Source organism: Escherichia sp. WS547 (assembly GCF_046486065.1).
Lineage (GTDB): Bacteria > Pseudomonadota > Gammaproteobacteria > Enterobacterales > Enterobacteriaceae > Escherichia > Escherichia coli.
The window spans coordinates 1-25,361 of the sequence record NZ_JBJQMA010000034.1 but is presented as its reverse complement, the minus strand read 5'-3'; the positions used below and the strand labels follow the sequence as shown (position 1 = coordinate 25,361).

Annotated in this window: 25 protein-coding genes and 2 pseudogenes; 17 read left to right on the top strand and 10 right to left on the bottom strand. The window is 52.6% G+C overall.

All coding sequences use genetic code 11. The features are described 5' to 3' along the window. Positions 1–51 precede the first annotated feature (51 nt). Together zntA and ACJHWK_RS22060 are read right to left on the bottom strand one after the other, a co-directional pair. Positions 52–2,250, bottom strand: coding sequence for a Zn(II)/Cd(II)/Pb(II) translocating P-type ATPase ZntA (gene zntA, locus ACJHWK_RS22065; RefSeq protein ID WP_001521507.1), 2,199 nt, complete (start codon positions 2,248–2,250; stop codon positions 52–54). A gap of 73 nt (positions 2,251–2,323) precedes the next feature. Continuing rightward, positions 2,324–2,950, bottom strand: a complete 627-nt coding sequence (locus ACJHWK_RS22060) for a lysoplasmalogenase (protein WP_000964718.1) — start codon at positions 2,948–2,950, stop codon at positions 2,324–2,326. Positions 2,951–3,090: 140 nt separating this feature from the next. On the opposite strand from ACJHWK_RS22060, the gene ACJHWK_RS22055 reads away from it, so the two are divergent. Beyond that, positions 3,091–3,450: a DUF2500 domain-containing protein gene (locus ACJHWK_RS22055; protein ID WP_000042886.1), complete on the top strand. Its 360-nt coding sequence runs from the start codon at positions 3,091–3,093 to the stop codon at positions 3,448–3,450. 2 nt (positions 3,451–3,452) lie between these two features. Here the strand turns inward: ACJHWK_RS22055 and ACJHWK_RS22050 are convergent, their stop codons facing one another. Both ACJHWK_RS22050 and rsmD read right to left on the bottom strand, forming a co-directional pair. After that, positions 3,453–3,722: a DUF1145 family protein gene (locus ACJHWK_RS22050; protein ID WP_001295207.1), complete on the bottom strand. Its 270-nt coding sequence runs from the start codon at positions 3,720–3,722 to the stop codon at positions 3,453–3,455. Further along, positions 3,712–4,308: a 16S rRNA (guanine(966)-N(2))-methyltransferase gene (gene rsmD / locus ACJHWK_RS22045; RefSeq protein ID WP_001521506.1), complete on the bottom strand. Its 597-nt coding sequence runs from the start codon at positions 4,306–4,308 to the stop codon at positions 3,712–3,714. Before rsmD ends, ACJHWK_RS22050 begins: the two co-directional genes overlap by 11 nt. Before the next feature lie 149 nt (positions 4,309–4,457). On the opposite strand from rsmD, the gene ftsY reads away from it, so the two are divergent. The 5 genes from ftsY (at position 4,458) to livJ (ending at position 10,150) form a co-directional block, all read left to right on the top strand. Continuing rightward, on the top strand, positions 4,458–5,954 hold the full coding sequence (gene ftsY, locus ACJHWK_RS22040) for a signal recognition particle-docking protein FtsY (RefSeq protein WP_001040615.1): 1,497 nt from the start codon (positions 4,458–4,460) through the stop codon (positions 5,952–5,954). 2 nt (positions 5,955–5,956) lie between these two features. Continuing rightward, complete coding sequence (gene ftsE, locus ACJHWK_RS22035) at positions 5,957–6,625, top strand: cell division ATP-binding protein FtsE (protein WP_000617723.1); 669 nt, start codon at positions 5,957–5,959, stop codon at positions 6,623–6,625. Then, positions 6,618–7,676, top strand: coding sequence for a permease-like cell division protein FtsX (gene ftsX, locus ACJHWK_RS22030; RefSeq protein WP_001042003.1), 1,059 nt, complete (start codon positions 6,618–6,620; stop codon positions 7,674–7,676). Before ftsE ends, ftsX begins: the two co-directional genes overlap by 8 nt. A gap of 244 nt (positions 7,677–7,920) precedes the next feature. Beyond that, a complete protein-coding gene (rpoH, locus tag ACJHWK_RS22025; RefSeq protein WP_000130217.1) occupies positions 7,921–8,775 on the top strand; it encodes an RNA polymerase sigma factor RpoH in 855 nt (284 codons plus the stop codon). A gap of 271 nt (positions 8,776–9,046) precedes the next feature. Next, positions 9,047–10,150 carry a branched chain amino acid ABC transporter substrate-binding protein LivJ gene (livJ, locus tag ACJHWK_RS22020; protein ID WP_001021996.1) on the top strand — a complete coding sequence of 368 codons (1,104 nt, stop codon included), beginning with the start codon at positions 9,047–9,049 and terminating at the stop codon, positions 10,148–10,150. 199 nt (positions 10,151–10,349) lie between these two features. On the opposite strand, the gene panM is transcribed toward livJ, so the two are convergent. After that, on the bottom strand, positions 10,350–10,733 hold the full coding sequence (gene panM, locus ACJHWK_RS22015; protein ID WP_000778790.1) for an aspartate 1-decarboxylase autocleavage activator PanM: 384 nt from the start codon (positions 10,731–10,733) through the stop codon (positions 10,350–10,352). Positions 10,734–11,156: 423 nt separating this feature from the next. Between panM and livK the strand changes: the two genes are divergently transcribed. The 10 genes from livK to ugpQ all read left to right on the top strand — a co-directional run bounded on the left by livK (position 11,157) and on the right by ugpQ (position 21,346). Beyond that, on the top strand, positions 11,157–12,266 hold the full coding sequence (gene livK / locus ACJHWK_RS22010) for a high-affinity branched-chain amino acid ABC transporter substrate-binding protein LivK (protein WP_001521505.1): 1,110 nt from the start codon (positions 11,157–11,159) through the stop codon (positions 12,264–12,266). Positions 12,267–12,313: 47 nt separating this feature from the next. Further along, on the top strand, positions 12,314–13,240 hold the full coding sequence (livH, locus tag ACJHWK_RS22005) for a high-affinity branched-chain amino acid ABC transporter permease LivH (protein ID WP_001295097.1): 927 nt from the start codon (positions 12,314–12,316) through the stop codon (positions 13,238–13,240). Beyond that, positions 13,237–14,514 carry a branched chain amino acid ABC transporter permease LivM gene (livM, locus tag ACJHWK_RS22000; RefSeq protein WP_001521502.1) on the top strand — a complete coding sequence of 426 codons (1,278 nt, stop codon included), beginning with the start codon at positions 13,237–13,239 and terminating at the stop codon, positions 14,512–14,514. Before livH ends, livM begins: the two co-directional genes overlap by 4 nt. Continuing rightward, positions 14,511–15,278: a high-affinity branched-chain amino acid ABC transporter ATP-binding protein LivG gene (gene livG / locus ACJHWK_RS21995; RefSeq protein ID WP_000082101.1), complete on the top strand. Its 768-nt coding sequence runs from the start codon at positions 14,511–14,513 to the stop codon at positions 15,276–15,278. The genes livM and livG overlap by 4 nt, the downstream gene beginning before the upstream one ends. A gap of 1 nt (position 15,279) precedes the next feature. Further along, a complete protein-coding gene (livF, locus tag ACJHWK_RS21990) occupies positions 15,280–15,993 on the top strand; it encodes a high-affinity branched-chain amino acid ABC transporter ATP-binding protein LivF (protein ID WP_001521501.1) in 714 nt (237 codons plus the stop codon). A gap of 397 nt (positions 15,994–16,390) precedes the next feature. Continuing rightward, complete coding sequence (ugpB, locus tag ACJHWK_RS21985; protein WP_000803197.1) at positions 16,391–17,707, top strand: sn-glycerol-3-phosphate ABC transporter substrate-binding protein UgpB; 1,317 nt, start codon at positions 16,391–16,393, stop codon at positions 17,705–17,707. 97 nt (positions 17,708–17,804) lie between these two features. Continuing rightward, positions 17,805–18,692 carry a sn-glycerol-3-phosphate ABC transporter permease UgpA gene (ugpA, locus tag ACJHWK_RS21980; RefSeq protein WP_000099289.1) on the top strand — a complete coding sequence of 296 codons (888 nt, stop codon included), beginning with the start codon at positions 17,805–17,807 and terminating at the stop codon, positions 18,690–18,692. Beyond that, positions 18,689–19,534, top strand: a complete 846-nt coding sequence (ugpE, locus tag ACJHWK_RS21975) for a sn-glycerol-3-phosphate ABC transporter permease UgpE (RefSeq protein ID WP_000572180.1) — start codon at positions 18,689–18,691, stop codon at positions 19,532–19,534. Before ugpA ends, ugpE begins: the two co-directional genes overlap by 4 nt. A gap of 1 nt (position 19,535) precedes the next feature. Then, positions 19,536–20,606, top strand: coding sequence for a sn-glycerol 3-phosphate ABC transporter ATP binding protein UgpC (gene ugpC / locus ACJHWK_RS21970; RefSeq protein WP_000907822.1), 1,071 nt, complete (start codon positions 19,536–19,538; stop codon positions 20,604–20,606). Then, positions 20,603–21,346 (top strand): glycerophosphodiester phosphodiesterase, encoded by a 744-nt coding sequence (ugpQ, locus tag ACJHWK_RS21965; protein WP_000073586.1) that lies wholly within the window; start codon positions 20,603–20,605, stop codon positions 21,344–21,346. The genes ugpC and ugpQ overlap by 4 nt, the downstream gene beginning before the upstream one ends. On the opposite strand, the gene ACJHWK_RS21960 is transcribed toward ugpQ, so the two are convergent. Then, positions 21,333–21,773 carry a DUF2756 family protein gene (locus tag ACJHWK_RS21960; protein ID WP_000825994.1) on the bottom strand — a complete coding sequence of 147 codons (441 nt, stop codon included), beginning with the start codon at positions 21,771–21,773 and terminating at the stop codon, positions 21,333–21,335. The genes ugpQ and ACJHWK_RS21960 overlap by 14 nt on opposite strands. Positions 21,774–21,892: 119 nt before the next feature. On the opposite strand from ACJHWK_RS21960, the gene ggt reads away from it, so the two are divergent. Then, complete coding sequence (ggt, locus tag ACJHWK_RS21955; RefSeq protein WP_001521499.1) at positions 21,893–23,635, top strand: gamma-glutamyltransferase; 1,743 nt, start codon at positions 21,893–21,895, stop codon at positions 23,633–23,635. Between the two features lie 37 nt (positions 23,636–23,672). On the opposite strand, the gene ACJHWK_RS21950 is transcribed toward ggt, so the two are convergent. The 4 genes and pseudogenes from ACJHWK_RS21950 to ACJHWK_RS21935 form a co-directional block, all read right to left on the bottom strand. Beyond that, the gene (locus ACJHWK_RS21950; protein WP_000634162.1) at positions 23,673–23,957 is read right to left on the bottom strand and encodes a YrhB family protein; all 285 of its coding nucleotides are present in this window, start codon (positions 23,955–23,957) and stop codon (positions 23,673–23,675) included. A 241-nt stretch (positions 23,958–24,198) separates the two neighbouring features. Continuing rightward, positions 24,199–24,312, bottom strand: a pseudogene (locus tag ACJHWK_RS21945) (hypothetical protein); the annotation flags it as partial. 94 nt (positions 24,313–24,406) lie between these two features. Then, positions 24,407–24,901, bottom strand: a complete 495-nt coding sequence (gene yrhA, locus ACJHWK_RS21940) for a protein YrhA (RefSeq protein ID WP_001521495.1) — start codon at positions 24,899–24,901, stop codon at positions 24,407–24,409. After that, positions 24,898–25,254: pseudogene (locus tag ACJHWK_RS21935) on the bottom strand (hypothetical protein); the annotation flags it as partial. The gene yrhA and the pseudogene ACJHWK_RS21935, both read right to left, overlap by 4 nt. Positions 25,255–25,361 lie beyond the last annotated feature (107 nt).

The window sequence follows — 25,361 nt, the reverse complement described above, 5'->3', positions numbered from 1 at the left end:
CCCCAGAGGAGCGAGGGGACCGATCGCGCTCAATGTTGCGATCGGTTTGCCTTATTTTCTGCGCAACAGCCTTAACGCATTCGCCGTCACCAGCACCGTCGCACCGGTATCTGCCAGCACTGCCAGCCACAGTCCGGTCATCCCTAACAGCGTCGTGACGAGGAAAACGCCCTTCAGCCCCAGCGCAATAGTGATGTTCTGGCGGATATTGGCGTGAGTGGCGCGTGCCAGTTCAATCATTTGCACCAGGCCGCGCAGGTGGTTATGGGTTAATGCTGCATCGGCGGTTTCCAGCGCCACGTCTGTGCCGCTACCCATTGCAATCCCGATGGCGGCAGCTTTCATCGCTGGCGCGTCGTTAATACCATCACCGACCATCGCCAGCGGCGCATGTTGATTCAGCTCGGTCACCGCTTTGACTTTATCTTCCGGCAAGAGGCCCGCTTTAAATTCCAGCCCCAGTTCCCCGGCGATTGCCGCCGCTGCGCGTGGATTATCGCCGGTGAGGATCACTCCTTTAACTCCCAGCGCGTTCAGTTCACTGATGGCAGTTGCAGCATCGGCGCGTAGGGTATCCTGCAATGCAATTACGCCAAGCACGTCATCGTTACGCACTACCAGCACTACCGTTTGCCCGGCGCTTTCCAGTTCATTAATCAAACCAGCAAATGCAACAGCCGGATGTTTTCCGGCAGCGCATATCAACACGCGCTCACCGTTAACCTGCGCTTCAATGCCAGACCCAACCAGCGCCCGCTGTGATTGGGCGGCGGGAATGGCGAGTTCAGCAACCTGTGCTTCGCGCACAATGGCTTGCGCCAGTGGATGCGTCGCGCCTTGCTCGACCGCCGCTGCCAGTGTCAGCAGTTCGGATTCACTAATACCCGTTGCCGGATGAATCGCGGTAACGCGCGGTTTACCGACGGTCAGCGTACCGGTTTTATCAAACGCCACCTGGGTAACACGACCCAGTTGTTCCAGCGCCGCTCCGCCTTTAATTAACGCCCCACGACGCGCTGCTGCTGCCAGCCCGGAGGTAATCGCCGCAGGCGTTGAGATAACTAACGCACACGGGCAGCCAATCAGCAGCAGCGTCAGCCCTTTATAAATCCACTCCTGCCAGCTGGCGGCAAACAGCAGCGGTGGCACCAGCGTCACCAGCAGAGCGACGGCCATAATCGCGGGCGTATAGATACGGCTGAAACGGTCGATAAACCGCTCAATGGGTGCGCGACGCTCTTCGGCTTCTTCGATCAGTTTCAGAATCCGGTCAATGGCGCTGGCACCCGGTTCTGACAGCACTTCCAGCGTTACCAGACGGTCTACGCTGGTGGCACCAGCAGGGACTTTATCGCCCGTTGCGCGCTCCACCGGAATGGATTCGCCGGTCAGGGCGCTTTCATCAAAACTGGCAAACGGTGAGAGCAGTTTACCGTCGGCAGGCAAACGTCCACCTGCGGCGACTTCAATCACATCGCCAGGGCGCAGGCTGTTAATCGCCACCTCTTCCCGCTCACCGTTACGCAGGCGCGTGGCGGTTTCTGGTTTCAGCGCCATTAACGCGCTAACGCCCTGACGCGCGCGGCTGGCGGCCCAGCCTTCCAGTCGTTCACCAATCAAAAACAGCAGCAACACCATCGCAGCTTCAGCCGTTGCGCCAATAAACAGCGCACCAATAGCGGCTACGCTCATTAAGGTTTCAATAGCGAAGTAGCTGCCGGATTTGATCAGCCGTAATGCCTGACGAGCAATCGGGTACAGCCCAACCAGCGTGGTCGCGATAAACGCCAGTTGCCCGAACGGATGATTAAACTGCTCCAGACCCCAGCTGATTGCCATCATCACGATTAGCGTAATCAGCGGCAAATTCTCTTTCAGGCGTGATGTTTGCGGTTCGTCGGCGGCCTGTTCATCGCGCAGGGAATAGCCCGCTTTTTGCACCGCAGATTCAACCTGGGCACGGATGTCATTGTCGGCATCGACCACCAGTTTTTCGGTGGCGAACAACACCTGCACCTGATTCACGCCTGCAAGCTGGCGCACGGCATTTTCTACCTTGCGCGCACAGGCGGCGCAGTCCATGCCGCTGACTTTCCAGCTATAGCGGGTGCCGGAGACGTTTTCAGAGAGCGTTGGCGTGCTGGAACATGCGCCGTCGCAGCAACAGTCGTTGGCGTTCTGTACCGTGGTTAGCGGTTTGAACGCAGCAAAGTGAGGGGCTTTCTTGCCGTGATTGTCAGGAGTCGACATGGCATCCTCCGGTTAAGTTTTTTCTCATTAACCGAAGGATACACTCTGGAGTCGACTCCAGAGTCAAGTTTTATCAGAGATACAGCGAGCGGACGATGAGGAAATGACCGGCAAAGTAGCAGGCCGCAGCAATTGCGTTATCTGCCCGGAAGCGTCGGCGATAGTGACTACCCAGCCAGACAAAGTTACTGATAAATAGCAACGAAGCGCCGACAAACGCAGAGAGCGCCGGAGCGGTCGGACGGAAGAACCACAGTTCACCTGCCAGCCACACCATCACCAGCGTCATGCCGATAAACGTGCAGATAGGCCAACGATACTCTTCCAGACGCGTCCAGATAATCGCCAGTAACAGCGCGCCCAGAACCAGCAGTACCAACGGCAGAGGCCAGAAGAAAGAGAGCGTCATCTGACTGGCGAAATAGATGGTGTACAGCAGGTGCGAGAGGAAAAACGCGCCGATGGCGTACATCAGACGTTGACGTGGCAACAGGGTTAGCGCATCGCCCAGCAGTGAGGCGCACAGCCCCGCCAGCACCAGATAGCTAATGGCGTCGAACATCGGCGCTTGCCAGGCCAGTAACAACAGGAGAAGAAGGGTTAACGGTTTAAACACCCAGCGTTGCCAGGTTGGCCCACGATACGATGCATCCACAGATAGCCATGCGGAAAGACAGACAGCGATAAACGACCAAAGCATCTTAGTTCCTTGAATTCGTTATTTTTTCGTAGGCGGAATGCCTACGGTCTTGCTTCCAGTTTAGTGGCGAGGGTGGACGGATGACAACACCATAACTGGCAGGGTATGCTTAATTCCGCATTTTCCGATGAGGGATAAAGATGAGCAAACCACCTCTTTTCTTTATTGTTATCATTGGCTTAATCATCGTCGCCGCATCGTTTCGTTTTATGCAACAGCGACGGGAAAAAGCTGATAATGATATGGCACCGCTCCAGCAAAAGCTGGTGGTGGTGAGCAACAAGCGGGAAAAACCGATTAACGATCGCCGTTCGCGCCAGCAGGAAGTGACTCCGGCAGGCACCAGTATGCGCTATGAGGCAAGCTTCAAACCGCAAAGCGGAGGAATGGAGCAGACGTTTCGCCTCGACGCCCAGCAGTACCACGCCCTGACAGTGGGCGATAAAGGTACGCTGAGCTATAAAGGAACGCGCTTTGTTAGCTTTGTTGGCGAACAATAAGGTTATTTTTTAACTTTAAATTTCTTCTGCCAGACCAGCAGTTCAAACACGCCGAAAAGGAAAATCCGCACCTTTTCGGCGGTGGTCATCTGCGGGCCATCTTTCGGTAAAGTGGATTTCAATAGCGCCAGCTGCATACCATGCATCAGCACGGTAAAAATCAGCGCCACGTTAACGAAAATATTCAGCGGGCGCGGGAAGGGATGCACCAGGTTGAGGATTAAAAATCCCCAAACGCAGAGCATTAACAAACGTCCAATATTAATCAGCATCACTTTCTCCTTGTGCTTCGCGTTGATATAGCCGATAAGCCACCTGACCCGCCACTTTTTCCCGATGTAATGACCAGTTCGCCGGAACGTTGGGCAGACCGTTTTCGACTTCGCTTTCGACATAAATCAGGGCTTCGTCAGCCAGCCAGCCGTTATCTTCCAGTAAATTTATCGTCTCTTCTAACAATCCACGGCGGAACGGTGGATCGACAAACACGATATTATGCGGTGTGCCTTTTTGCGCCAGGAATGACATCGCGTTGCTGTTCACCACGCGTGCATTGCCTGCTTTTAGTGTCGCCAGGTTCTTAATTAACTGCTGAGAAACCACGCGATCCATCTCAATCAACGTGGCCCCCGCAGCGTAGCGCGATAACGCTTCCAGCCCCAGCGCGCCGCTTCCGGCGAAGCAATCCAGACATTGGGCGTCAACAATGACCGGAGCCAGCCAGTTAAACAACGTTTCGCGTACGCGATCGGTGGTGGGGCGCAGACCTGGGCTATCAGGAACCGGGAGTTTACGGCCTCGCCACTGCCCGCCAATAATGCGGATTTGGCCGCTGCCGGAATGATTCGGTTTTTTCATGATAAATTGCTCAATCCGCCAGATAACACATACTTGCAGGCGGTGATGTGAATTAAGTTAAGTGATAGACTATTTCATCATTTTTTTAGCTGCTATGTACATAGCGTTAACGCTGTGCCATGAAGCAACAGCGAGGAGTGTAGTCGCAAATGGCGAAAGAAAAAAAACGTGGCTTTTTTTCCTGGCTGGGCTTTGGTCAAAAAGAGCAGACCCCGGAAAAAGAGACAGAAGTTCAGAATGAACAACCGGTTGTAGAAGAAATCGTTCCGGCGCAAGAGCCTGCGAAGGCTTCTGAACACGCCGTTGAAGAGCAGCCGCAGGCGCATACTGAAGCCGAGGCGGAAACTTTTGCTGCCGACGTTGTGGAAGTCACTGAACAGGTTGCTGAAAGTGAAAAAGCGCAGCCTGAAGCGGAAGTTGTTGCACAGCCGGAACCGGTCGTAGAAGAAACGCCGGAGCCAGTAGCTATCGAGCGTGAAGAGCTGCCGTTGCCGGAAGACGTCAACGCCGAAGAGGTTTCGCCAGAAGAGTGGCAGGCCGAAGCGGAAACCGTAGAGATTGTCGAAGCGGCGGAAGAAGAAGCGGCTAAAGAAGAAATCACCGATGAAGAGCTGGAAGCACAGGCGCTGGCTGCCGAAGCGGCAGAAGAGGCGGTGATGGTGGTTCCTCCGGCAGAAGAAGAGCAGCCGGTGGAAGAAATCGCTCAGGAGCAGGAAAAACCGACCAAAGAAGGTTTCTTCGCGCGCCTGAAACGCAGCCTGTTAAAAACCAAAGAAAATCTTGGTTCCGGATTTATCAGCCTGTTCCGCGGTAAAAAAATCGACGATGATCTGTTTGAAGAGCTGGAAGAACAGCTGTTGATCGCCGATGTGGGCGTGGAAACCACACGTAAAATTATCACCAATCTGACTGAAGGCGCATCCCGCAAGCAGCTTCGTGATGCCGAGGCGCTCTATGGCCTGCTGAAAGAAGAGATGGGCGAGATTCTGGCGAAAGTCGATGAGCCGCTGAATGTTGAAGGTAAAACGCCGTTCGTGATCCTGATGGTGGGCGTCAACGGTGTGGGTAAAACCACGACGATTGGTAAGCTGGCACGTCAGTTTGAGCAGCAGGGTAAATCGGTGATGCTGGCGGCGGGCGATACTTTCCGTGCGGCAGCGGTTGAACAGCTTCAGGTCTGGGGTCAGCGCAACAATATTCCGGTGATTGCCCAGCATACCGGTGCGGATTCCGCCTCTGTTATCTTCGACGCCATTCAGGCCGCTAAAGCGCGTAATATCGACGTCCTGATTGCCGATACCGCCGGACGCCTGCAGAACAAATCGCACCTGATGGAAGAGTTGAAGAAAATCGTCCGCGTGATGAAGAAACTCGACGTTGAAGCGCCGCATGAAGTTATGCTGACTATCGATGCCAGCACCGGGCAGAACGCGGTAAGCCAGGCCAAACTGTTCCATGAAGCCGTTGGCTTAACCGGCATCACGCTAACGAAACTGGACGGCACGGCGAAAGGCGGGGTAATTTTCTCGGTGGCTGACCAGTTTGGTATCCCTATCCGCTACATTGGTGTCGGCGAACGTATTGAGGATTTGCGTCCGTTTAAGGCGGACGACTTTATAGAGGCACTTTTTGCCCGAGAGGATTAACAATGATTCGCTTTGAACATGTCAGCAAGGCTTATCTCGGTGGGAGACAGGCGCTGCAGGGCGTTACGTTCCATATGCAGCCGGGTGAGATGGCGTTTCTGACCGGTCATTCCGGCGCAGGGAAAAGTACCCTCCTGAAGCTGATCTGTGGGATTGAGCGGCCCAGCGCCGGGAAAATCTGGTTTAGCGGCCATGACATCACGCGTCTGAAAAACCGTGAAGTTCCGTTTCTGCGCCGCCAGATTGGCATGATTTTCCAGGATCACCATCTACTGATGGACCGTACTGTCTACGATAACGTGGCGATCCCGCTGATTATCGCCGGTGCCAGCGGTGACGATATTCGTCGCCGGGTGTCGGCGGCACTGGATAAAGTCGGGCTACTGGACAAAGCGAAGAACTTTCCTATTCAGCTTTCCGGCGGTGAACAACAGCGTGTTGGCATTGCCCGCGCGGTGGTGAACAAGCCCGCGGTACTGCTGGCGGATGAACCGACTGGTAACCTTGACGACGCGTTGTCAGAAGGGATTTTACGTCTGTTTGAAGAGTTTAACCGCGTTGGGGTAACCGTATTGATGGCAACGCACGACATCAACCTGATCTCGCGGCGTTCCTATCGCATGCTCACCCTGAGCGATGGTCACTTGCATGGAGGCGTGGGCCATGAATAAGCGCGATGCAATCAATCATATTCGGCAGTTTGGCGGGCGTCTGGATCGCTTCCGTAAATCGGTCGGTGGCTCTGGCGACGGCGGTCGTAACGCACCGAAACGCGCGAAATCCTCGCCAAAACCGGTAAATCGCAAAACCAACGTTTTCAACGAACAGGTGCGCTATGCCTTCCACGGCGCATTGCAAGATCTGAAAAGTAAACCGTTCGCCACGTTTTTAACGGTGATGGTTATCGCCATCTCCCTGACGCTGCCCAGCGTCTGTTATATGGTGTACAAAAACGTTAACCAGGCGGCGACGCAGTATTATCCGTCACCGCAAATCACTGTTTATCTGCAAAAAACGCTGGATGATGACGCCGCTGCGGGTGTGGTGGCACAGTTACAGGCCGAGCAAGGCGTAGAGAAAGTGAATTATCTTTCTCGTGAAGACGCACTGGGCGAGTTCCGTAACTGGTCTGGTTTTGGTGGTGCGCTGGATATGCTGGAAGAAAACCCGCTTCCGGCAGTGGCGGTGGTGATCCCGAAACTCGATTTTCAGGGGACAGAATCACTGAATACGCTGCGTGATCGTATCACCCAGATCAACGGCATTGACGAAGTGCGGATGGATGACAGCTGGTTTGCCCGTCTGGCGGCGTTAACCGGGCTGGTCGGGCGCGTTTCCGCGATGATCGGCGTGTTGATGGTGGCAGCAGTGTTTCTCGTCATCGGCAACAGTGTGCGTCTGAGCATCTTTGCTCGCCGTGACTCCATTAACGTGCAGAAACTGATTGGTGCGACGGATGGTTTCATCCTGCGCCCGTTCCTGTACGGTGGCGCACTGCTGGGATTTTCTGGCGCATTGCTGTCATTAATTTTGTCAGAAATTCTGGTACTGCGTTTGTCATCGGCGGTTGCGGAAGTGGCACAGGTTTTCGGAACAAAGTTTGATATCAATGGCTTATCGTTCGATGAATGCCTGCTGTTGCTGCTGGTATGCTCGATGATTGGCTGGGTGGCAGCGTGGCTTGCCACGGTACAACATTTACGCCACTTTACGCCTGAATAATAAAAGCGTGTTATACTCTTTCCCTGCAATGGGTTCCGTAGCAGGGAAAGAGACCCCGTTGTCTCTTCCCGGTATTTCATCTCTATGTCACATTTTGTGCGTAATTTATTCACAGCGTTGCATTGAACTTGTGGATAAAATCACTGTCTGATAAAACAGTGAATGATAACCTCGTTGCTCTTAAGCTCTGGCACAGTTGTTGCTACCACTGAAGCGCCAGAAGATATCGATTGAGAGGATTTGAATGACTGACAAAATGCAAAGTTTAGCTTTAGCCCCAGTTGGCAACCTGGATTCCTACATCCGGGCAGCTAACGCGTGGCCGATGTTGTCGGCTGACGAGGAGCGGGCGCTGGCTGAAAAGCTGCATTACCATGGCGATCTGGAAGCAGCTAAAACGCTGATCCTGTCTCACCTGCGGTTTGTTGTTCATATTGCTCGTAATTATGCGGGCTATGGCCTGCCACAGGCGGATTTGATTCAGGAAGGTAACATCGGCCTGATGAAAGCAGTGCGCCGTTTTAACCCGGAAGTGGGTGTGCGCCTGGTCTCCTTCGCCGTCCACTGGATCAAAGCAGAGATCCACGAATACGTTCTGCGTAACTGGCGTATCGTCAAAGTTGCGACCACCAAAGCGCAGCGCAAACTGTTCTTCAACCTGCGTAAAACCAAGCAGCGTCTGGGCTGGTTTAACCAGGATGAAGTTGAAATGGTGGCCCGTGAACTGGGCGTAACCAGCAAAGACGTACGTGAGATGGAGTCGCGTATGGCGGCACAGGACATGACCTTTGACCTGTCTTCCGACGACGATTCCGATAGCCAGCCGATGGCTCCGGTGCTCTATCTGCAGGATAAATCATCTAACTTTGCTGACGGCATTGAAGATGATAACTGGGAAGAGCAGGCGGCAAACCGTCTGACCGACGCGATGCAAGGTCTGGACGAGCGTAGCCAGGATATCATCCGCGCGCGCTGGCTGGACGAAGACAACAAGTCCACGTTGCAGGAACTGGCTGACCGTTACGGTGTTTCCGCTGAGCGTGTGCGCCAGCTGGAAAAGAACGCGATGAAAAAACTTCGCGCTGCCATTGAAGCGTAATTTCCGCTACTCAGCAGAGAACCCTGGATGAGAATCCGGGGTTTTTGTTTTTTGGACCTCTGCAATAATCAGTTTCCCCCTCCGGCAAAACGCCAATCCCCACGCAGATTGTTAATAAACTGTCAAAATAGCTATTCCAATATCATAAAAATGGGGTATGTTTTAGCAGAGTATGCTGCTAAAGCACGGGTAGTCATGCATAAAACGAAATAAAGTGCTGAATCACAACACCACAACACACGTAATAACCAGAAGAATGGGGATTCTCAGGATGAATATAAAGGGTAAAGCGTTACTGGCAGGATGTATCGCGCTGGCATTCAGCAATATGGCTCTGGCAGAAGATATTAAAGTCGCGGTCGTGGGCGCGATGTCTGGTCCGGTGGCCCAGTACGGTGACCAGGAGTTCACTGGCGCAGAGCAGGCAGTAGCGGATATCAATGCTAAAGGCGGCATTAAAGGCAACAAACTGCAAATCGTAAAATATGACGATGCCTGTGACCCGAAACAGGCGGTTGCGGTGGCGAACAAAGTCGTTAACGACGGCATTAAATATGTGATTGGTCACCTCTGTTCTTCATCAACGCAGCCAGCGTCAGACATCTATGAAGATGAAGGCATTTTAATGATCACCCCAGCGGCAACCGCGCCGGAGCTGACCGCCCGTGGCTATCAGCTGATCCTGCGCACTACCGGCCTGGACTCCGACCAGGGGCCGACGGCGGCGAAATATATTCTTGAGAAAGTGAAACCGCAGCGTATTGCTATCGTCCACGACAAACAGCAGTACGGCGAAGGTCTGGCGCGTGCGGTGCAGGACGGCCTGAAGAAAGGCAATGCTAACGTGGTGTTCTTTGATGGTATCACCGCTGGGGAAAAAGATTTCTCAACGCTGGTGGCGCGTCTGAAAAAAGAGAATATCGACTTCGTTTACTACGGCGGTTATCACCCGGAAATGGGGCAAATCCTGCGTCAGGCACGCGCGGCAGGGCTGAAAACTCAGTTTATGGGGCCGGAAGGCGTGGCTAACGTCTCGCTGTCTAACATTGCGGGTGAATCAGCGGAAGGACTGCTGGTGACCAAGCCGAAGAACTACGATCAGGTTCCGGCGAACAAACCCATTGTTGATGCGATCAAAGCGAAAAAACAGGACCCAAGCGGCGCATTCGTCTGGACCACCTACGCCGCGCTGCAATCTTTGCAGGCGGGTCTGAATCAGTCTGACGATCCGGCTGAAATCGCCAAATACCTGAAAGCGAACTCCGTGGATACGGTGATGGGGCCGCTGACCTGGGATGAGAAAGGCGATCTGAAAGGCTTTGAGTTCGGCGTATTTGACTGGCACGCCAACGGCACGGCGACCGATGCGAAGTAATCATTAATCGGCAACTTTGGGTTGCCGCCAAATTGCTAATATCGAGTACGTTGCTTCATGCCGGATGCGGCGTAAACGCCTTATCCGGCCTACAAGATCCAAAGAAATCAGTAAATTGCAGCACACATTGTAGGCCTGATAAGCGTAGCGCATCAGGCAATTTCTCGTTGGTCGTCACTTTTGAAATCAAACTTGACGATTAACGCTTCTCCCAGCCGCCCTGTTGTGCCGTAAATCCCAGAGCCTGCATAAACGCTGTCATCACGCCGCGATCTTCCATGCCTGCATCCGCCATCCACCAGCATGAAACGCCAGGATTGTTACGCAAAACCTCTTCCAGCAGATATTGCCCCACACCGCGACGGCGGGTGACTTCCCGCACGCGCAGGGAATCCAGTGCGCCCTCCGTGCCGCTTAAGGTTACCCGCACGGCCGCGAGAAGGCGCTCGTTAAAACGCGCGGCGTAGATACGGTGGTTATCGTCAACCTGTAAAGAGGAAGGGGAATACTCCGGCCAGATCTTTTGCAGGTCAATCCGGTCCTGGTCGCTAAAGTTTTCTAATCGAATGATGGTCAGCTTCATGGGGAACCCGTGTAAATCACAAAAGTGGAACCAGTGTAGCGAAATAATTTAATCGGAGGCTTTCTCTTTTTTATTTCTTTTGGCAGGTGATTAATTTTTTAACAGCAATAATTACAAAGTTAAAACATTAGAGAATGAAAAATACCCAGCATAATCCCCTGAATGGTAGTGAATTATTCCGCCCTTTGTGCCGTTATTTTATGCTGACAACGGCACTTTTTTCTGTTTATCTATCAATAAATGCAGAATATTATCTGTTCTTAATCGACTGAAAAATAGGGATTTTAATCGCTATTATCACAAAATACTGCGCTAAACCCTTAATCAGACAGGCAAAAACAGTGCAGTATAAAAAAAGAACAGTCTGATTTGTTAACACATAAAAACAAAGCAACACAACATCACGAATGGGGATTTTTGACTATGAAACGGAATGCGAAACCTATCATCGCAGGGATGATTGCACTGGCAATTTCACACACCGCTATGGCTGACGATATTAAAGTCGCCGTTGTCGGCGCGATGTCCGGCCCGATTGCCCAGTGGGGCGATATGGAATTTAACGGCGCGCGTCAGGCGATTAAAGACATTAATGCCAAAGGGGGAATTAAAGGCGATAAGCTGGTTGGCGTGGAATATGACGACGCCTGCGACCCGAAACAAGCCGTTGCGGTCGCCAACAAAATCGTTAACGACGGCATTAAATACGTTATTGGGCACTTGTGTTCCTCCTCTACCCAACCTGCATCAGATATCTACGAAGACGAAGGTATTCTGATGATCTCGCCGGGAGCGACCAACCCGGAGCTGACCCAACGCGGTTATCAACACATCATGCGCACTGCCGGGCTGGACTCTTCCCAGGGGCCAACGGCGGCAAAATACATTCTTGAGACGGTGAAGCCCCAGCGCATCGCCATCATTCACGACAAACAACAGTATGGCGAAGGGCTGGCACGTTCGGTGCAGGACGGGCTGAAAGCGGCTAACGCCAACGTTGTCTTCTTCGACGGTATTACCGCGGGTGAGAAAGATTTCTCCGCGCTGATCGCCCGCCTGAAAAAAGAAAATATCGACTTCGTTTACTACGGCGGTTACTACCCGGAAATGGGGCAGATGCTGCGCCAGGCCCGTTCCGTTGGCCTGAAAACCCAGTTTATGGGGCCGGAAGGTGTGGGTAATGCGTCGTTGTCGAATATTGCTGGCGATGCTGCCGAAGGCATGTTGGTCACTATGCCAAAACGCTATGACCAGGATCCGGCAAATCAGGGCATCGTTGATGCGCTGAAAGCAGACAAGAAAGATCCGTCCGGGCCATATGTCTGGATCACTTACGCGGCGGTGCAATCTCTGGCAACAGCCCTTGAGCGTACCGGCAGCGATGAGCCGCTGGCGCTGGTGAAAGATTTAAAAGCTAACGGTGCAAACACCGTGATTGGGCCGCTGAACTGGGATGAAAAAGGCGATCTTAAGGGATTTGATTTTGGTGTCTTCCAGTGGCACGCCGACGGTTCATCCACGGCAGCCAAGTGATCATCCCACCGCCCGTGAAAAACGGGCGGGTTTAGAAAGGTTACCTTATGTCTGAGCAGTTTTTGTATTTCTTGCAGCAGATGTTTAACGGCGTCACGCTGGGCAGTACCTACGCGCTGATAGCCATCGGCTACACCATGGTTTACGGCATTATCGGCATGATCAACTTCGCCCACGGCGAGGTTTACATGATTGGCAGCTACGTCTCCTTTATGATCATCGCTGCACTGATGATGCTGGGCATTGATACCGGCTGGTTGCTGGTGGCGGCGGGATTCGTCGGCGCAATCGTCATTGCCAGCGCCTACGGCTGGAGTATCGAACGGGTGGCTTACCGCCCGGTGCGTAACTCTAAGCGCCTGATTGCGCTTATTTCCGCAATCGGCATGTCTATCTTCCTGCAAAACTACGTTAGCCTGACCGAAGGTTCGCGCGACGTGGCGCTGCCCAGCCTGTTTAACGGTCAGTGGGTGGTGGGCCATAGCGAAAACTTCTCTGCCTCTATTACCACCATGCAGGCGGTGATATGGATTGTTACTTTCCTCGCCATGCTGGCGCTGACGATTTTCATTCGTTATTCCCGTATGGGGCGCGCCTGCCGTGCCTGCGCGGAAGATCTGAAAATGGCGAGCCTGCTTGGCATCAACACCGATCGGGTGATTGCGCTGACCTTTGTGATTGGCGCGGCGATGGCGGCGGTGGCGGGTGTGCTGCTCGGTCAGTTCTACGGCGTCATTAACCCCTACATCGGCTTTATGGCCGGGATGAAAGCCTTTACCGCAGCGGTGCTCGGTGGGATTGGCAGCATTCCGGGGGCGATGATTGGCGGCCTGATCCTGGGGATTGCGGAGGCGCTCTCTTCTGCCTATCTGAGTACGGAATATAAAGATGTGGTCTCATTCGCCCTGCTGATTCTGGTGCTGCTGGTGATGCCGACCGGTATTCTGGGTCGCCCGGAGGTAGAGAAAGTATGAAACCGATGCATATTGCAATGGCGCTGCTCTCTGCTGTGATGTTCTTTGTGCTGGCGGGCGTCTTTATGGGCGTGCAACTCGAGCTGGATGGCACCAAACTGGTGGTCGATAGCGCTTCAGACGTCCGTTGGGAATGGGTGTTTATCGGCACGGCGGTGGTCTTTTTCTTCCAGCTTTTGCGACCGGCTTTCCAGAAAGGGCTAAAAAGCGTTTCCGGGCCGAAGTTTATTCTGCCAGCGATTGATGGCTCCACGGTGAAGCAAAAGCTGTTTCTCGTGGCGCTGCTGGTGCTTGCGGTGGCGTGGCCGTTTATGGTTTCACGTGGGACGGTGGATATCGCCACCCTGACCATGATCTACATTATTCTCGGTCTCGGGCTGAACGTGGTGGTAGGTCTTTCTGGTCTGCTGGTGCTGGGATACGGCGGCTTTTACGCCATCGGCGCTTACACTTTTGCGCTGCTCAATCACTATTACGGTCTGGGCTTCTGGACCTGTCTGCCGATTGCCGGGTTGATGGCGGCGGCGGCGGGCTTCCTGCTCGGCTTCCCGGTGTTGCGTCTGCGCGGTGACTATCTGGCGATCGTTACCCTCGGTTTCGGCGAAATTGTGCGCATATTGCTGCTCAATAACACCGAAATTACCGGCGGACCGAACGGTATCAGTCAGATCCCGAAACCGACGCTCTTCGGACTCGAGTTCAGCCGTACCGCCCGTGAAGGCGGCTGGGACACGTTCAGTAATTTCTTTGGCCTGAAATACGATCCCTCCGATCGCGTTATCTTCCTGTACCTGGTGGCGTTGCTGCTAGTGGTGTTAAGCCTGTTTGTCATTAACCGCCTGCTGCGGATGCCGCTGGGGCGTGCGTGGGAAGCGTTGCGTGAAGATGAAATCGCTTGTCGTTCGCTGGGCTTAAGCCCGCGTCGTATCAAGCTGACTGCCTTTACCATCAGCGCTGCGTTTGCCGGTTTTGCCGGAACGCTGTTTGCTGCGCGTCAGGGCTTTGTCAGCCCGGAATCCTTCACCTTTGCTGAATCAGCCTTTGTACTGGCGATAGTGGTGCTCGGCGGTATGGGCTCGCAATTTGCAGTGATTCTGGCGGCTGTTCTGCTGGTGGTATCGCGCGAGTTGATGCGTGATTTCAACGAATACAGCATGTTAATGCTCGGTGGTTTGATGGTGCTGATGATGATCTGGCGTCCGCAGGGCTTGCTGCCCATGACGCGCCCGCAACTGAAGCTGAAAAACGGCGCAGCGAAAGGAGAGCAGGCATGAGTCAGCCATTATTATCCGTTAACGGCCTGATGATGCGCTTCGGCGGCCTGCTGGCGGTGAACAACGTCAATCTCGAATTGTACCCGCAGGAGATCGTCTCGTTAATCGGCCCTAACGGTGCCGGAAAAACCACGGTCTTCAACTGCCTGACCGGATTCTACAAACCCACCGGCGGTACCATTTTACTGCGCGATCAGCACCTGGAAGGTTTACCGGGGCAGCAAATCGCCCGCATGGGCGTGGTGCGCACCTTCCAGCATGTGCGTCTGTTCCGTGAAATGACGGTGATTGAAAACCTGCTGGTGGCGCAGCATCAGCAACTGAAAACCGGGCTGTTCTCCGGCCTGTTGAAAACCCCCTCTTTCCGTCGCGCCCAGAGTGAAGCACTCGACCGCGCCGCCACCTGGCTTGAGCGCATTGGTTTGCTGGAACACGCCAACCGTCAGGCGAGTAACCTGGCCTATGGTGACCAGCGCCGTCTGGAGATTGCCCGCTGTATGGTGACGCAGCCGGAGATTTTAATGCTCGATGAACCGGCGGCGGGTCTTAACCCAAAAGAGACGAAAGAGCTGGATGAGCTGATTGCCGAACTGCGTAACCATCACAACACCACTATCTTGTTGATTGAACACGATATGAAGCTGGTGATGGGGATTTCAGACCGAATTTACGTGGTCAACCAGGGGACGCCGCTGGCAAACGGTACGCCGGAGCAGATCCGTAATAACCCGGACGTGATCCGTGCCTATTTAGGTGAGGCATAAGATGGAAAAAGTCATGTTGTCCTTTGACAAAGTCAGCGCTCACTACGGCAAAATCCAGGCGCTGCATGAGGTGAGCCTGCATATCAATGAGGGCGAGATTGTCACCCTCATTGGCGCGAACGGCGCGGGGAAAACCACCTTGCTCGGCACATTATGCGGCGACCCGCGCGCCACCGGCGGGCGAATTGTGTTTGATGATAAAGACATTACCGACTGGCAGACGGCGAAAATCATGCGCGAAGCGGTGGCGATTGTCCCGGAAGGGCGTCGTGTTTTCTCGCGGATGACGGTGGAAGAGAACCTGGCGATGGGCGGCTTTTTTGCCGAACGCGACCAGTTCCAGGAGCGCATAAAGTGGGTCTATGAACTGTTTCCGCGTCTCCATGAGCGCCGTGTTCAGCGAGCGGGCACTATGTCTGGCGGTGAACAGCAGATGCTGGCGATTGGTCGCGCTTTGATGAGTAACCCGCGTTTGCTACTGCTTGATGAGCCATCGCTCGGGCTGGCACCGATTATCATCCAGCAAATTTTCGACACCATCGAACAACTGCGCGAGCAGGGGATGACCATCTTCCTCGTCGAGCAGAACGCCAACCAGGCGCTAAAGCTCGCTGATCGCGGCTACGTGCTGGAAAACGGTCATGTGGTGCTCTCCGATACCGGCGATGCGCTGCTGGCAAACGAAGCGGTGAGAAGTGCGTATTTAGGCGGGTAATAACACGTTGATTGATAAGGAGTCAAAAGACTCCTTTGAGACAGGTTACAAATGTAAAATTGCCTGATGCGCTGCGCTTATCAGGCCTACTGGGTGAGTTGCAATATATTGAATTTGCACGATCTTGTAGGCCGGATAAGGCGTTTACGCCGCATCCGGCATGAAACGATGAGCAATCTGTAGAGTTTGATTCAGACCTTCTATTTTTCCCGCTTATCCGTGCCCCATCTCCCATTTTCCCTCACCCGTACCGTCACCGCCTTGTCATCTTTCTGACACCTTACTATCTTACAAATGTAACAAAAAAGTTATTTTTCTGTAATTCGAGCATGTCATGTTACCCCGCGAGCATAAAACGCGTGAATTCGCGCATTCGGTACAACAAGAGAGATAAACGATGAAACCGTTACATTATACAGCTTCAGCACTGGCGCTCGGACTGGCGTTAATGGGGAATGCACAGGCAGTGACGACCATTCCGTTCTGGCATTCTATGGAAGGGGAACTGGGTAAAGAGGTGGATTCTCTGGCCCAACGTTTTAACGCCGAAAACCCGGATTACAAAATTGTACCGACCTATAAAGGCAACTACGAACAGAATTTAAGCGCGGGGATTGCCGCATTTCGTACCGGCAACGCGCCTGCTATTTTGCAGGTTTATGAAGTTGGCACCGCCACCATGATGGCGTCGAAAGCCATTAAACCAGTATATGACGTGTTTAAAGAGGCGGGGATTCAGTTCGATGAGTCGCAGTTTGTGCCGACGGTTTCAGGTTACTACTCCGACAGCAAAACCGGCCACTTACTCTCCCAGCCGTTCAACAGCTCGACTCCCGTTCTCTATTACAACAAAGACGCCTTCAAGAAAGCCGGTTTAGACCCGGAACAGCCGCCGAAAACCTGGCAGGATCTGGCGGACTATGCCGCGAAACTGAAAGCCTCCGGTATGAAGTGCGGCTACGCCAGCGGCTGGCAGGGCTGGATCCAACTGGAAAACTTTAGCGCCTGGAACGGTCTGCCGTTTGCCAGCAAAAACAACGGCTTTGACGGCACAGACGCGGTGCTGGAGTTCAACAAGCCGGAGCAGGTGAAACACATCACTATGCTCGAAGAGATGAACAAGAAGGGCGATTTCAGCTACGTCGGGCGTAAGGATGAATCCACTGAGAAGTTCTATAACGGTGATTGCGCGATGACCACTGCCTCTTCCGGTTCTCTTGCCAACATTCGCGAGTACGCCAAATTTAACTACGGCGTAGGCATGATGCCTTACGACGCCGATGCGAAAGATGCACCGCAAAATGCCATTATCGGTGGAGCCAGCCTGTGGGTGATGCAAGGCAAAGATAAAGAAACTTATACGGGTGTGGCGAAGTTCCTCGACTTCCTCGCGAAACCAGAAAACGCTGCTGAGTGGCATCAGAAAACCGGTTATCTGCCAATCACCAAAGCGGCCTATGACCTGACGCGTGAGCAGGGCTTTTATGAGAAAAACCCAGGGGCGGATACCGCGACGCGTCAGATGCTGAACAAGCCGCCGTTGCCGTTCACCAAAGGGCTGCGTCTGGGCAACATGCCGCAAATCCGCGTGATTGTGGATGAAGAGCTGGAGAGCGTGTGGACCGGTAAGAAGACGCCACAGCAGGCGCTGGATACCGCCGTTGAGCGTGGAAATCAGTTGCTGCGCCGCTTTGAGAAATCGACGAAGTCTTAATCAGTGTAATGTCGGATGCGTTTCGCTTATCTGACCTGGCATCGCGTGTAGGCCGGATAAGCGAAGCGCATCCGGCACAGTTCAGGAATTAACCGTAATGTCATCATCCCGTCCGGTGTTTCGCTCGCGCTGGCTGCCTTATTTGCTGGTCGCGCCGCAGCTCATCATCACCGTTATCTTTTTTATCTGGCCTGCGGGCGAAGCGTTGTGGTACTCGCTACAAAGCGTCGATCCGTTTGGTTTCTCCAGCCAGTTTGTCGGCCTGGATAACTTCGTCACGTTGTTTCATGACAGCTACTATCTCGACTCCTTCTGGACGACGATAAAATTCAGCACCTTTGTCACCGTCAGCGGTTTGCTGGTATCGCTGTTCTTCGCAGCGCTGGTGGAGTACATCGTGCGCGGCAGCCGTTTCTATCAAACCTTAATGCTGCTACCGTATGCTGTGGCTCCCGCCGTTGCCGCCGTATTATGGATCTTCCTGTTTAACCCCGGTCGCGGGCTGATCACCCATTTTCTCGCTGAGTTCGGCTATGACTGGAACCACGCACAAAACAGCGGTCAGGCGATGTTCCTGGTGGTGTTTGCCTCGGTGTGGAAGCAAATTAGCTACAACTTCCTGTTCTTCTATGCTGCGCTGCAATCCATTCCCCGTTCGTTGATCGAAGCCGCAGCCATCGACGGTGCAGGGCCGATTCGCCGCTTCTTTAAGATTGCGCTGCCGCTTATCGCTCCGGTGAGTTTCTTCCTGCTGGTGGTGAACCTGGTATACGCCTTCTTCGACACCTTCCCGGTGATCGACGCCGCCACGTCCGGCGGGCCGGTTCAGGCCACCACGACGCTGATTTATAAGATCTACCGCGAAGGCTTTACCGGACTGGATCTGGCTTCGTCTGCCGCGCAGTCGGTAGTGTTGATGTTCCTCGTCATCGTGCTGACGGTGGTGCAGTTCCGCTATGTTGAAAGCAAGGTGCGTTACCAATGATTGAGAACCGTCCGTGGCTGACAATATTCAGCCATACCATGCTGATCCTCGGGATCGCGGTGATCCTCTTCCCGCTGTACGTGGCGTTTGTCGCGGCGACGCTGGATAAACAGGCCGTCTACGCCACGCCGATGACGCTCATCCCCGGCCCACATCTGCTGGAAAACATCCACAACATCTGGGTGAACGGGGTAGGCACGAATAGTGCGCCTTTCTGGCGGATGTTGCTTAACAGCTTTGTGATGGCGTTCAGCATTACGCTCGGCAAAATTACCGTCTCGATGCTCTCGGCATTTGCCATTGTCTGGTTTCGTTTTCCGCTGCGTAACCTCTTCTTCTGGATGATTTTTATCACTCTGATGTTGCCGGTTGAAGTGCGTATTTTCCCGACGGTGGAAGTCATCGCCAATCTGAAGATGCTCGACAGCTACGCCGGCTTAACGCTGCCGCTGATGGCCTCGGCGACCGCCACCTTCCTGTTCCGCCAGTTCTTTATGACGCTGCCGGATGAGCTGGTGGAAGCCGCGCGGATCGACGGCGCGTCACCAATGCGTTTCTTTTGCGACATCGTTTTTCCGCTGTCCAAAACCAATCTGGCGGCGCTGTTTGTGATCACCTTTATCTACGGCTGGAACCAGTATTTGTGGCCGTTGTTGATTATTACCGATGTGGATCTCGGCACCACCGTAGCAGGGATTAAAGGGATGATCGCCACAGGCGAAGGCACCACGGAATGGAACTCGGTGATGGCGGCGATGTTGTTAACGCTGATCCCTCCGGTGGTGATTGTTTTAGTGATGCAGCGTGCCTTTGTGCGCGGCCTGGTCGATAGTGAGAAATAAGATGGCAGGACTGAAATTACAGGCAGTAACCAAAAGCTGGGATGGCAAAACCCAGGTCATTAAACCGCTGACCCTTGATGTGGCGGATGGCGAATTTATCGTGATGGTCGGGCCGTCTGGCTGCGGGAAATCGACGTTATTGCGAATGGTGGCCGGACTGGAGCGGGTAACGACGGGCGATATCTGGATCGACCGCAAGCGTGTCACCGAAATGGAGCCGAAAGATCGCGGGATTGCGATGGTGTTCCAGAACTACGCGCTCTATCCGCATATGAGCGTAGAGGAGAATATGGCGTGGGGGCTGAAAATTCGCGGCATGGGCAAGCAACAAATTGCCGAACGTGTTAAAGAAGCGGCGCGCATTCTGGAGCTGGACGGCCTGCTTAAGCGCCGCCCGCGTGAGCTATCTGGCGGTCAGCGTCAGCGTGTGGCGATGGGGCGTGCGATCGTGCGTGAGCCGGCAGTGTTCCTGTTTGATGAGCCGCTCTCTAACCTCGATGCCAAGTTGCGTGTGCAGATGCGTCTTGAACTGCAACAGCTGCACCGTCGCCTGAAAACGACTTCACTCTACGTTACCCACGATCAGGTTGAGGCGATGACGCTCGCCCAGCGAGTAATGGTGATGAACGGCGGCGTTGCCGAACAGATTGGCACGCCAGTTGAAGTGTACGAAAAGCCCGCCAGCCTGTTTGTGGCGAGTTTTATCGGCAGTCCGGCGATGAATCTGCTGGCAGGGCGTGTGAATAACGAAGGTACGCATTTCGAACTGGACGGCGGTATCGCGCTGCCGCTAAACGGTGGCTACCGTCAGTATGCTGGACGTAAAATGACTCTCGGCATTCGCCCGGAACATATTACGCTACGTTCGCAGGCTGAAGGTGGCGTGCCGTTGGTGATGGACACGCTGGAGATCCTCGGCGCTGATAATCTGGCGCACGGACGCTGGGGCGAACAGAAGCTGGTGGTGCGACTGGCGCATCAGGAGCGCCCGACGGCAGGCAGCACGCTGTGGCTGCATCTGCCGGAAAATCAGCTACATCTTTTTGATGGTGAAACAGGACAACGAGTATGAGTAACTGGCCTTATCCCCGCATCGTCGCCCATCGTGGCGGCGGTAAACTGGCCCCGGAGAACACCCTGGCGGCAATCGACGTGGGGGCAAAATACGGTCATAAGATGATCGAATTTGACGCGAAGTTATCGAAGGATGGCGAGATCTTCTTGCTCCATGACGACAATCTCGAACGCACCAGCAACGGCTGGGGCGTCGCGGGTGAACTGAACTGGCAGGATTTACTGCGCGTGGATGCGGGCAGTTGGTACAGCAAAGCGTTTAAAGGTGAGCCGCTGCCGTTGCTTTCGCAGGTGGCGGAACGCTGTCGTGAACACGGGATGATGGCGAATATCGAAATCAAGCCCACCACTGGCACCGGGCCATTAACGGGCAAAATGGTGGCGCTGGCTGCACGCGAACTGTGGGCTGGTATGACGTCGCCGCTGCTGTCATCGTTTGAGATTGATGCTTTAGAAGCCGCGCAACAAGCAGTACCAGAACTGCCGCGCGGTTTATTGCTTGATGAGTGGCGCGACGACTGGCGAGAACTGACCGCGCGGCTGGGCTGCGTCTCTATTCATCTCAATCATAAGTTGCTCGATAAAGCGCGAGTGATGCAGTTGAAAGACGCCGGATTACGGATTCTGGTTTATACCGTCAATAAACCCCAGCGCGCGGCAGAGTTGCTGCGCTGGGGCGTGGATTGCATCTGTACCGATGCGATTGATGTGATTGGTCCGAACTTTACGGCCCAATAGTTTTCAACGGTATATCAGGCTGCGGCGTGCCGGGCTGATTCAGCATGTCGCCGTTTCTCCTCTCCGGCAACATATGCTGCTGATTCAACGAACTATCCGGATTACGGTTGCTGTTTAACATCCCGCCATTGGTGTTGGGCAGCATTTGCTGCCGGGCGGGATTTCGCTCCCCCGGCTGTGACTGCAACACCCGCTGAGAATTATTGTTTATCTGGTTTTCTAAATGCTGTTGTTGCAGCTGCGTTTGCGTTTTCAGTTGCTGATTCAGCATCCCTTTTTGCTGGATTTGCTGCGTTTGCATTTGGGTTTGCATCCGCTGCTGGCTGGGGATCTGATATCCCGGCTGGTTGGGGTTGTTCAGAGTATTAATGGGCTGTGCAAAGCCGACAAACGGCAGGAGTGCCGTAAGAATCAGAAGTCGTTTCATCGCGTATCCTCCTCTGAAGATATCCTTTAAGTTTACTCGCTTCCCGGCAAAACGATGATTAATTCAGAGTTATATACCAGGCTTAGCTGGGGTTGCCCCTTAATCTCTGGAGAATAACGATGATAAAACCGACGTTTTTACGCCGGGTGGCCATTGCTGCTCTGCTCTCAGGAAGTTGTTTTAGCGCCGCCGCCGCGCCTCCTCCGCCACCTGTTTCTTATGGCGTGGAGGAAGATGTCTTCCATCCGGTACGCGCGAAACAGGGGATGGTGGCGTCTGTAGATGCTACTGCCACTCAGGTGGGGGTGGATATCCTCAAGGAGGGCGGGAATGCCGTTGATGCCGCCGTGGCTGTGGGCTACGCGCTGGCGGTAACGCATCCGCAGGCAGGGAATCTGGGCGGTGGTGGTTTTATGCTGATCCGCTCGAAAAATGGCAATACCACCGCTATCGATTTCCGCGAAATGGCACCCGCCAAAGCGACCCGCAATATGTTCCTCGATGACCAGGGCAACCCGGACAGCAAAAAATCACTCACTTCGCATCTGGCCTCCGGTACGCCAGGTACGGTCGCAGGTTTCTCGCTGGCGCTGGAGAAGTACGGCACCATGCCGTTAAATAAAGTGGTGCAGCCGGCGTTTAAACTGGCACGCGATGGTTTTATCGTTAATGACGCGCTGGCTGACGATCTCAAAACCTACGGTAGCGAAGTGTTGCCGAATCACGAAAACAGCAAGGCTATCTTCTGGAAAGAGGGCGCGCCGCTGAAAAAGGGCGACAAGCTGGTGCAGGCGAACCTGGCAAAGAGCCTGGAGATGATTGCCGAAAACGGCCCGGACGAATTCTACAAAGGCACAATAGCGGAGCAGATCGCTCAGGAGATGCAGAAAAACGGTGGCTTGATCACTAAAGAAGATTTAGCGGCGTATAAAGCGGTCGAACGTACACCGATTAGCGGCGAATATCGCGGGTATCAGGTTTACTCGATGCCACCGCCATCTTCCGGTGGGATTCATATCGTGCAGATCCTCAATATCCTGGAAAACTTCGATATGCAGAAATACGGCTTTGGCAGCGCCGATGCGATGCAAATCATGGCAGAAGCGGAGAAATACGCCTACGCCGACCGCTCGGAATATCTTGGCGATCCGGATTTTGTGAAAGTCCCGTGGCAGGCGCTGACCAATAAAGCCTATGCCAAATCTATTGCCGATCAAATTGATATCAATAAAGCGAAGCCATCCAGCGAAATTCGCCCCGGCAAGCTTGCGCCTTATGAGAGTAATCAAACTACCCATTACTCAGTGGTGGATAAAGATGGTAACGCGGTGGCGGTGACCTATACGCTGAACACCACCTTCGGTACGGGCATTGTCGCGGGCGAGAGCGGTATTCTGCTTAATAACCAGATGGATGATTTCTCCGCCAAACCGGGCGTACCGAACGTTTACGGGCTGGTGGGCGGTGATGCCAACGCCGTCGGGCCGAATAAACGCCCGCTGTCGTCGATGTCACCAACCATTGTGGCGAAAGACGGTAAAACCTGGTTAGTGACTGGTAGCCCAGGCGGTAGCCGGATCATCACTACCGTGCTGCAAATGGTAGTGAATAGTATCGATTATGGCATGAACGTCGCCGAAGCGACCAATGCGCCGCGTTTCCACCATCAGTGGTTGCCGGACGAGCTGCGTGTCGAAAAAGGGTTTAGCCCGGATACGATCAAGCTGCTGGAAGCAAAAGGTCAGAAAGTGGCGCTGAAAGAGGCGATGGGCAGTACACAAAGCATTATGGTTGGGCCGGACGGCGAGTTGTATGGGGCATCCGACCCGCGCTCGGTGGATGATTTAACGGCGGGTTATTAAGGTTAGCGGCCCTCTTCGTGGGAAGAGGGCCGTATTGTCAGGGCAAGCCGAAGGTAGCCTTTTTTATTTCATAATCCTGTAGATATTCTTCCAGCGGCTTTGCCGTTCCAAGGGAATGAATTTCACCACTGTCTTTATCAATAATAAAAGGTGCGTTACCGGCTAAGCGCGCGGCCTCATCACCAGATTCAAGAAATTCTTGTGATTCGAAACAGAAATACCAGCCCTGGCTAAAACGTCCATGCAGAGTGATGACGACAGGGAGATCTGCATCATCAAGGTAATGGTTCGCTTTCGCGAATGCGTCGTGATAAGTAATCATAATTATAATAAATATTATTGTTGAACGTTATATTATTATTCTTGCGTTATACTTTGAGAAAAGGCGTGTTCATCTTCGTCAAAGATATTATTAAATGCTGGTTTTGAAAAAAGTTCATCGGATAATATACAGTCACGAAATAAGTATCTGCTAATATTTTGTGATTTCTTTTTCAGAACGTCGAACGGGATTTTCTTATTTAAGATATCAGAATCTTATGATTCGGGTGAAATTCTAACTAAATCAACATGTCACTAAAATCATCATAGCCATTAGCTATTTCGGCTAAAATAGAGATTACATGTCTTCGGTCCATCTCACTTAAGGAGTGTAGTTCCGTTGTAAGTTTTTCCATAGCTTGCATTGCTAAGTTTCGAACAAGGAATTTTCTGCTGGTAATCTCTAAAAAGATGGCATGGTTTACAATGATTTTTGTTATCTTTTGATTATTATGAACAACTGTCCATGATTTCGTTTAAGAATGAAGAGAAATCACTAAACGAACTGAATATATTTTCGGTGCCAATATTATCTCTAATTTCAAAAAAGTTATTTTTAATGTCATAAGTAAATATTGAAATGCTATCATCACCGATCACTAACCGTTCTTGTAGATCAGGGTTTATGAAATCATCATTATTTCTATAAAATTCATTTACGGCAAAAAGGTTTTTAACTGAAGGTTCTGGAATCGAGAGGCTAAATAATCGTAATCCATTAGCTTCGAATCCATCCATTGCTCTTAAAAAAGTAAGATAATCAGGTTGATTCTTAAAAAGAATACTAACTTCATTACATAACTTCTCCAGGCAATTAGTTGAATTAGAATTAAATTCTATTTGGATTATACTTTCAATAAATGATTCCTTAAGCGGTGCTTCAAATGGATAGTCTAAATCATTCATCATTTTTTTTAATTTATTTATTTGGGTCTTAGTCATCATTTTGTGGGTTCCATAATATTTTTCATGGGAGGATAAATTGAGCCAGATGGAATGGCCCAGGGAGTGATTTTGCTTTCACCTACTAATACTCCCTTAGCTATTCGTGATTGCATGTTAGTAAAAACTTTATGATATGGTTCGTTTTCGATTAATACTAAATTTTCGAAATCATTAGTACCACCATCATCTAGAGATAGTTTATGGTGAACATTATAATTTAGAGGAACATTGCCCTTTCTCATTCTTAAAAGGTCTTCGGCGTTGAATCTTCCAGATGCTTCGGAGGTTTTTGCAAGTTTGATAAGAAAATTTTTTCTTACAGTTTTATTAAACTCCTTTCGTAAGTTAGCTAAGGAAGGTGCGAACAAGTCCCTGATATGAGATCATGTTTGTCATCTGGAGCCATGGAACAGGGTTCATCATGAGTCATCAACTTACCTTCGCCGACAGTGAATTCAGC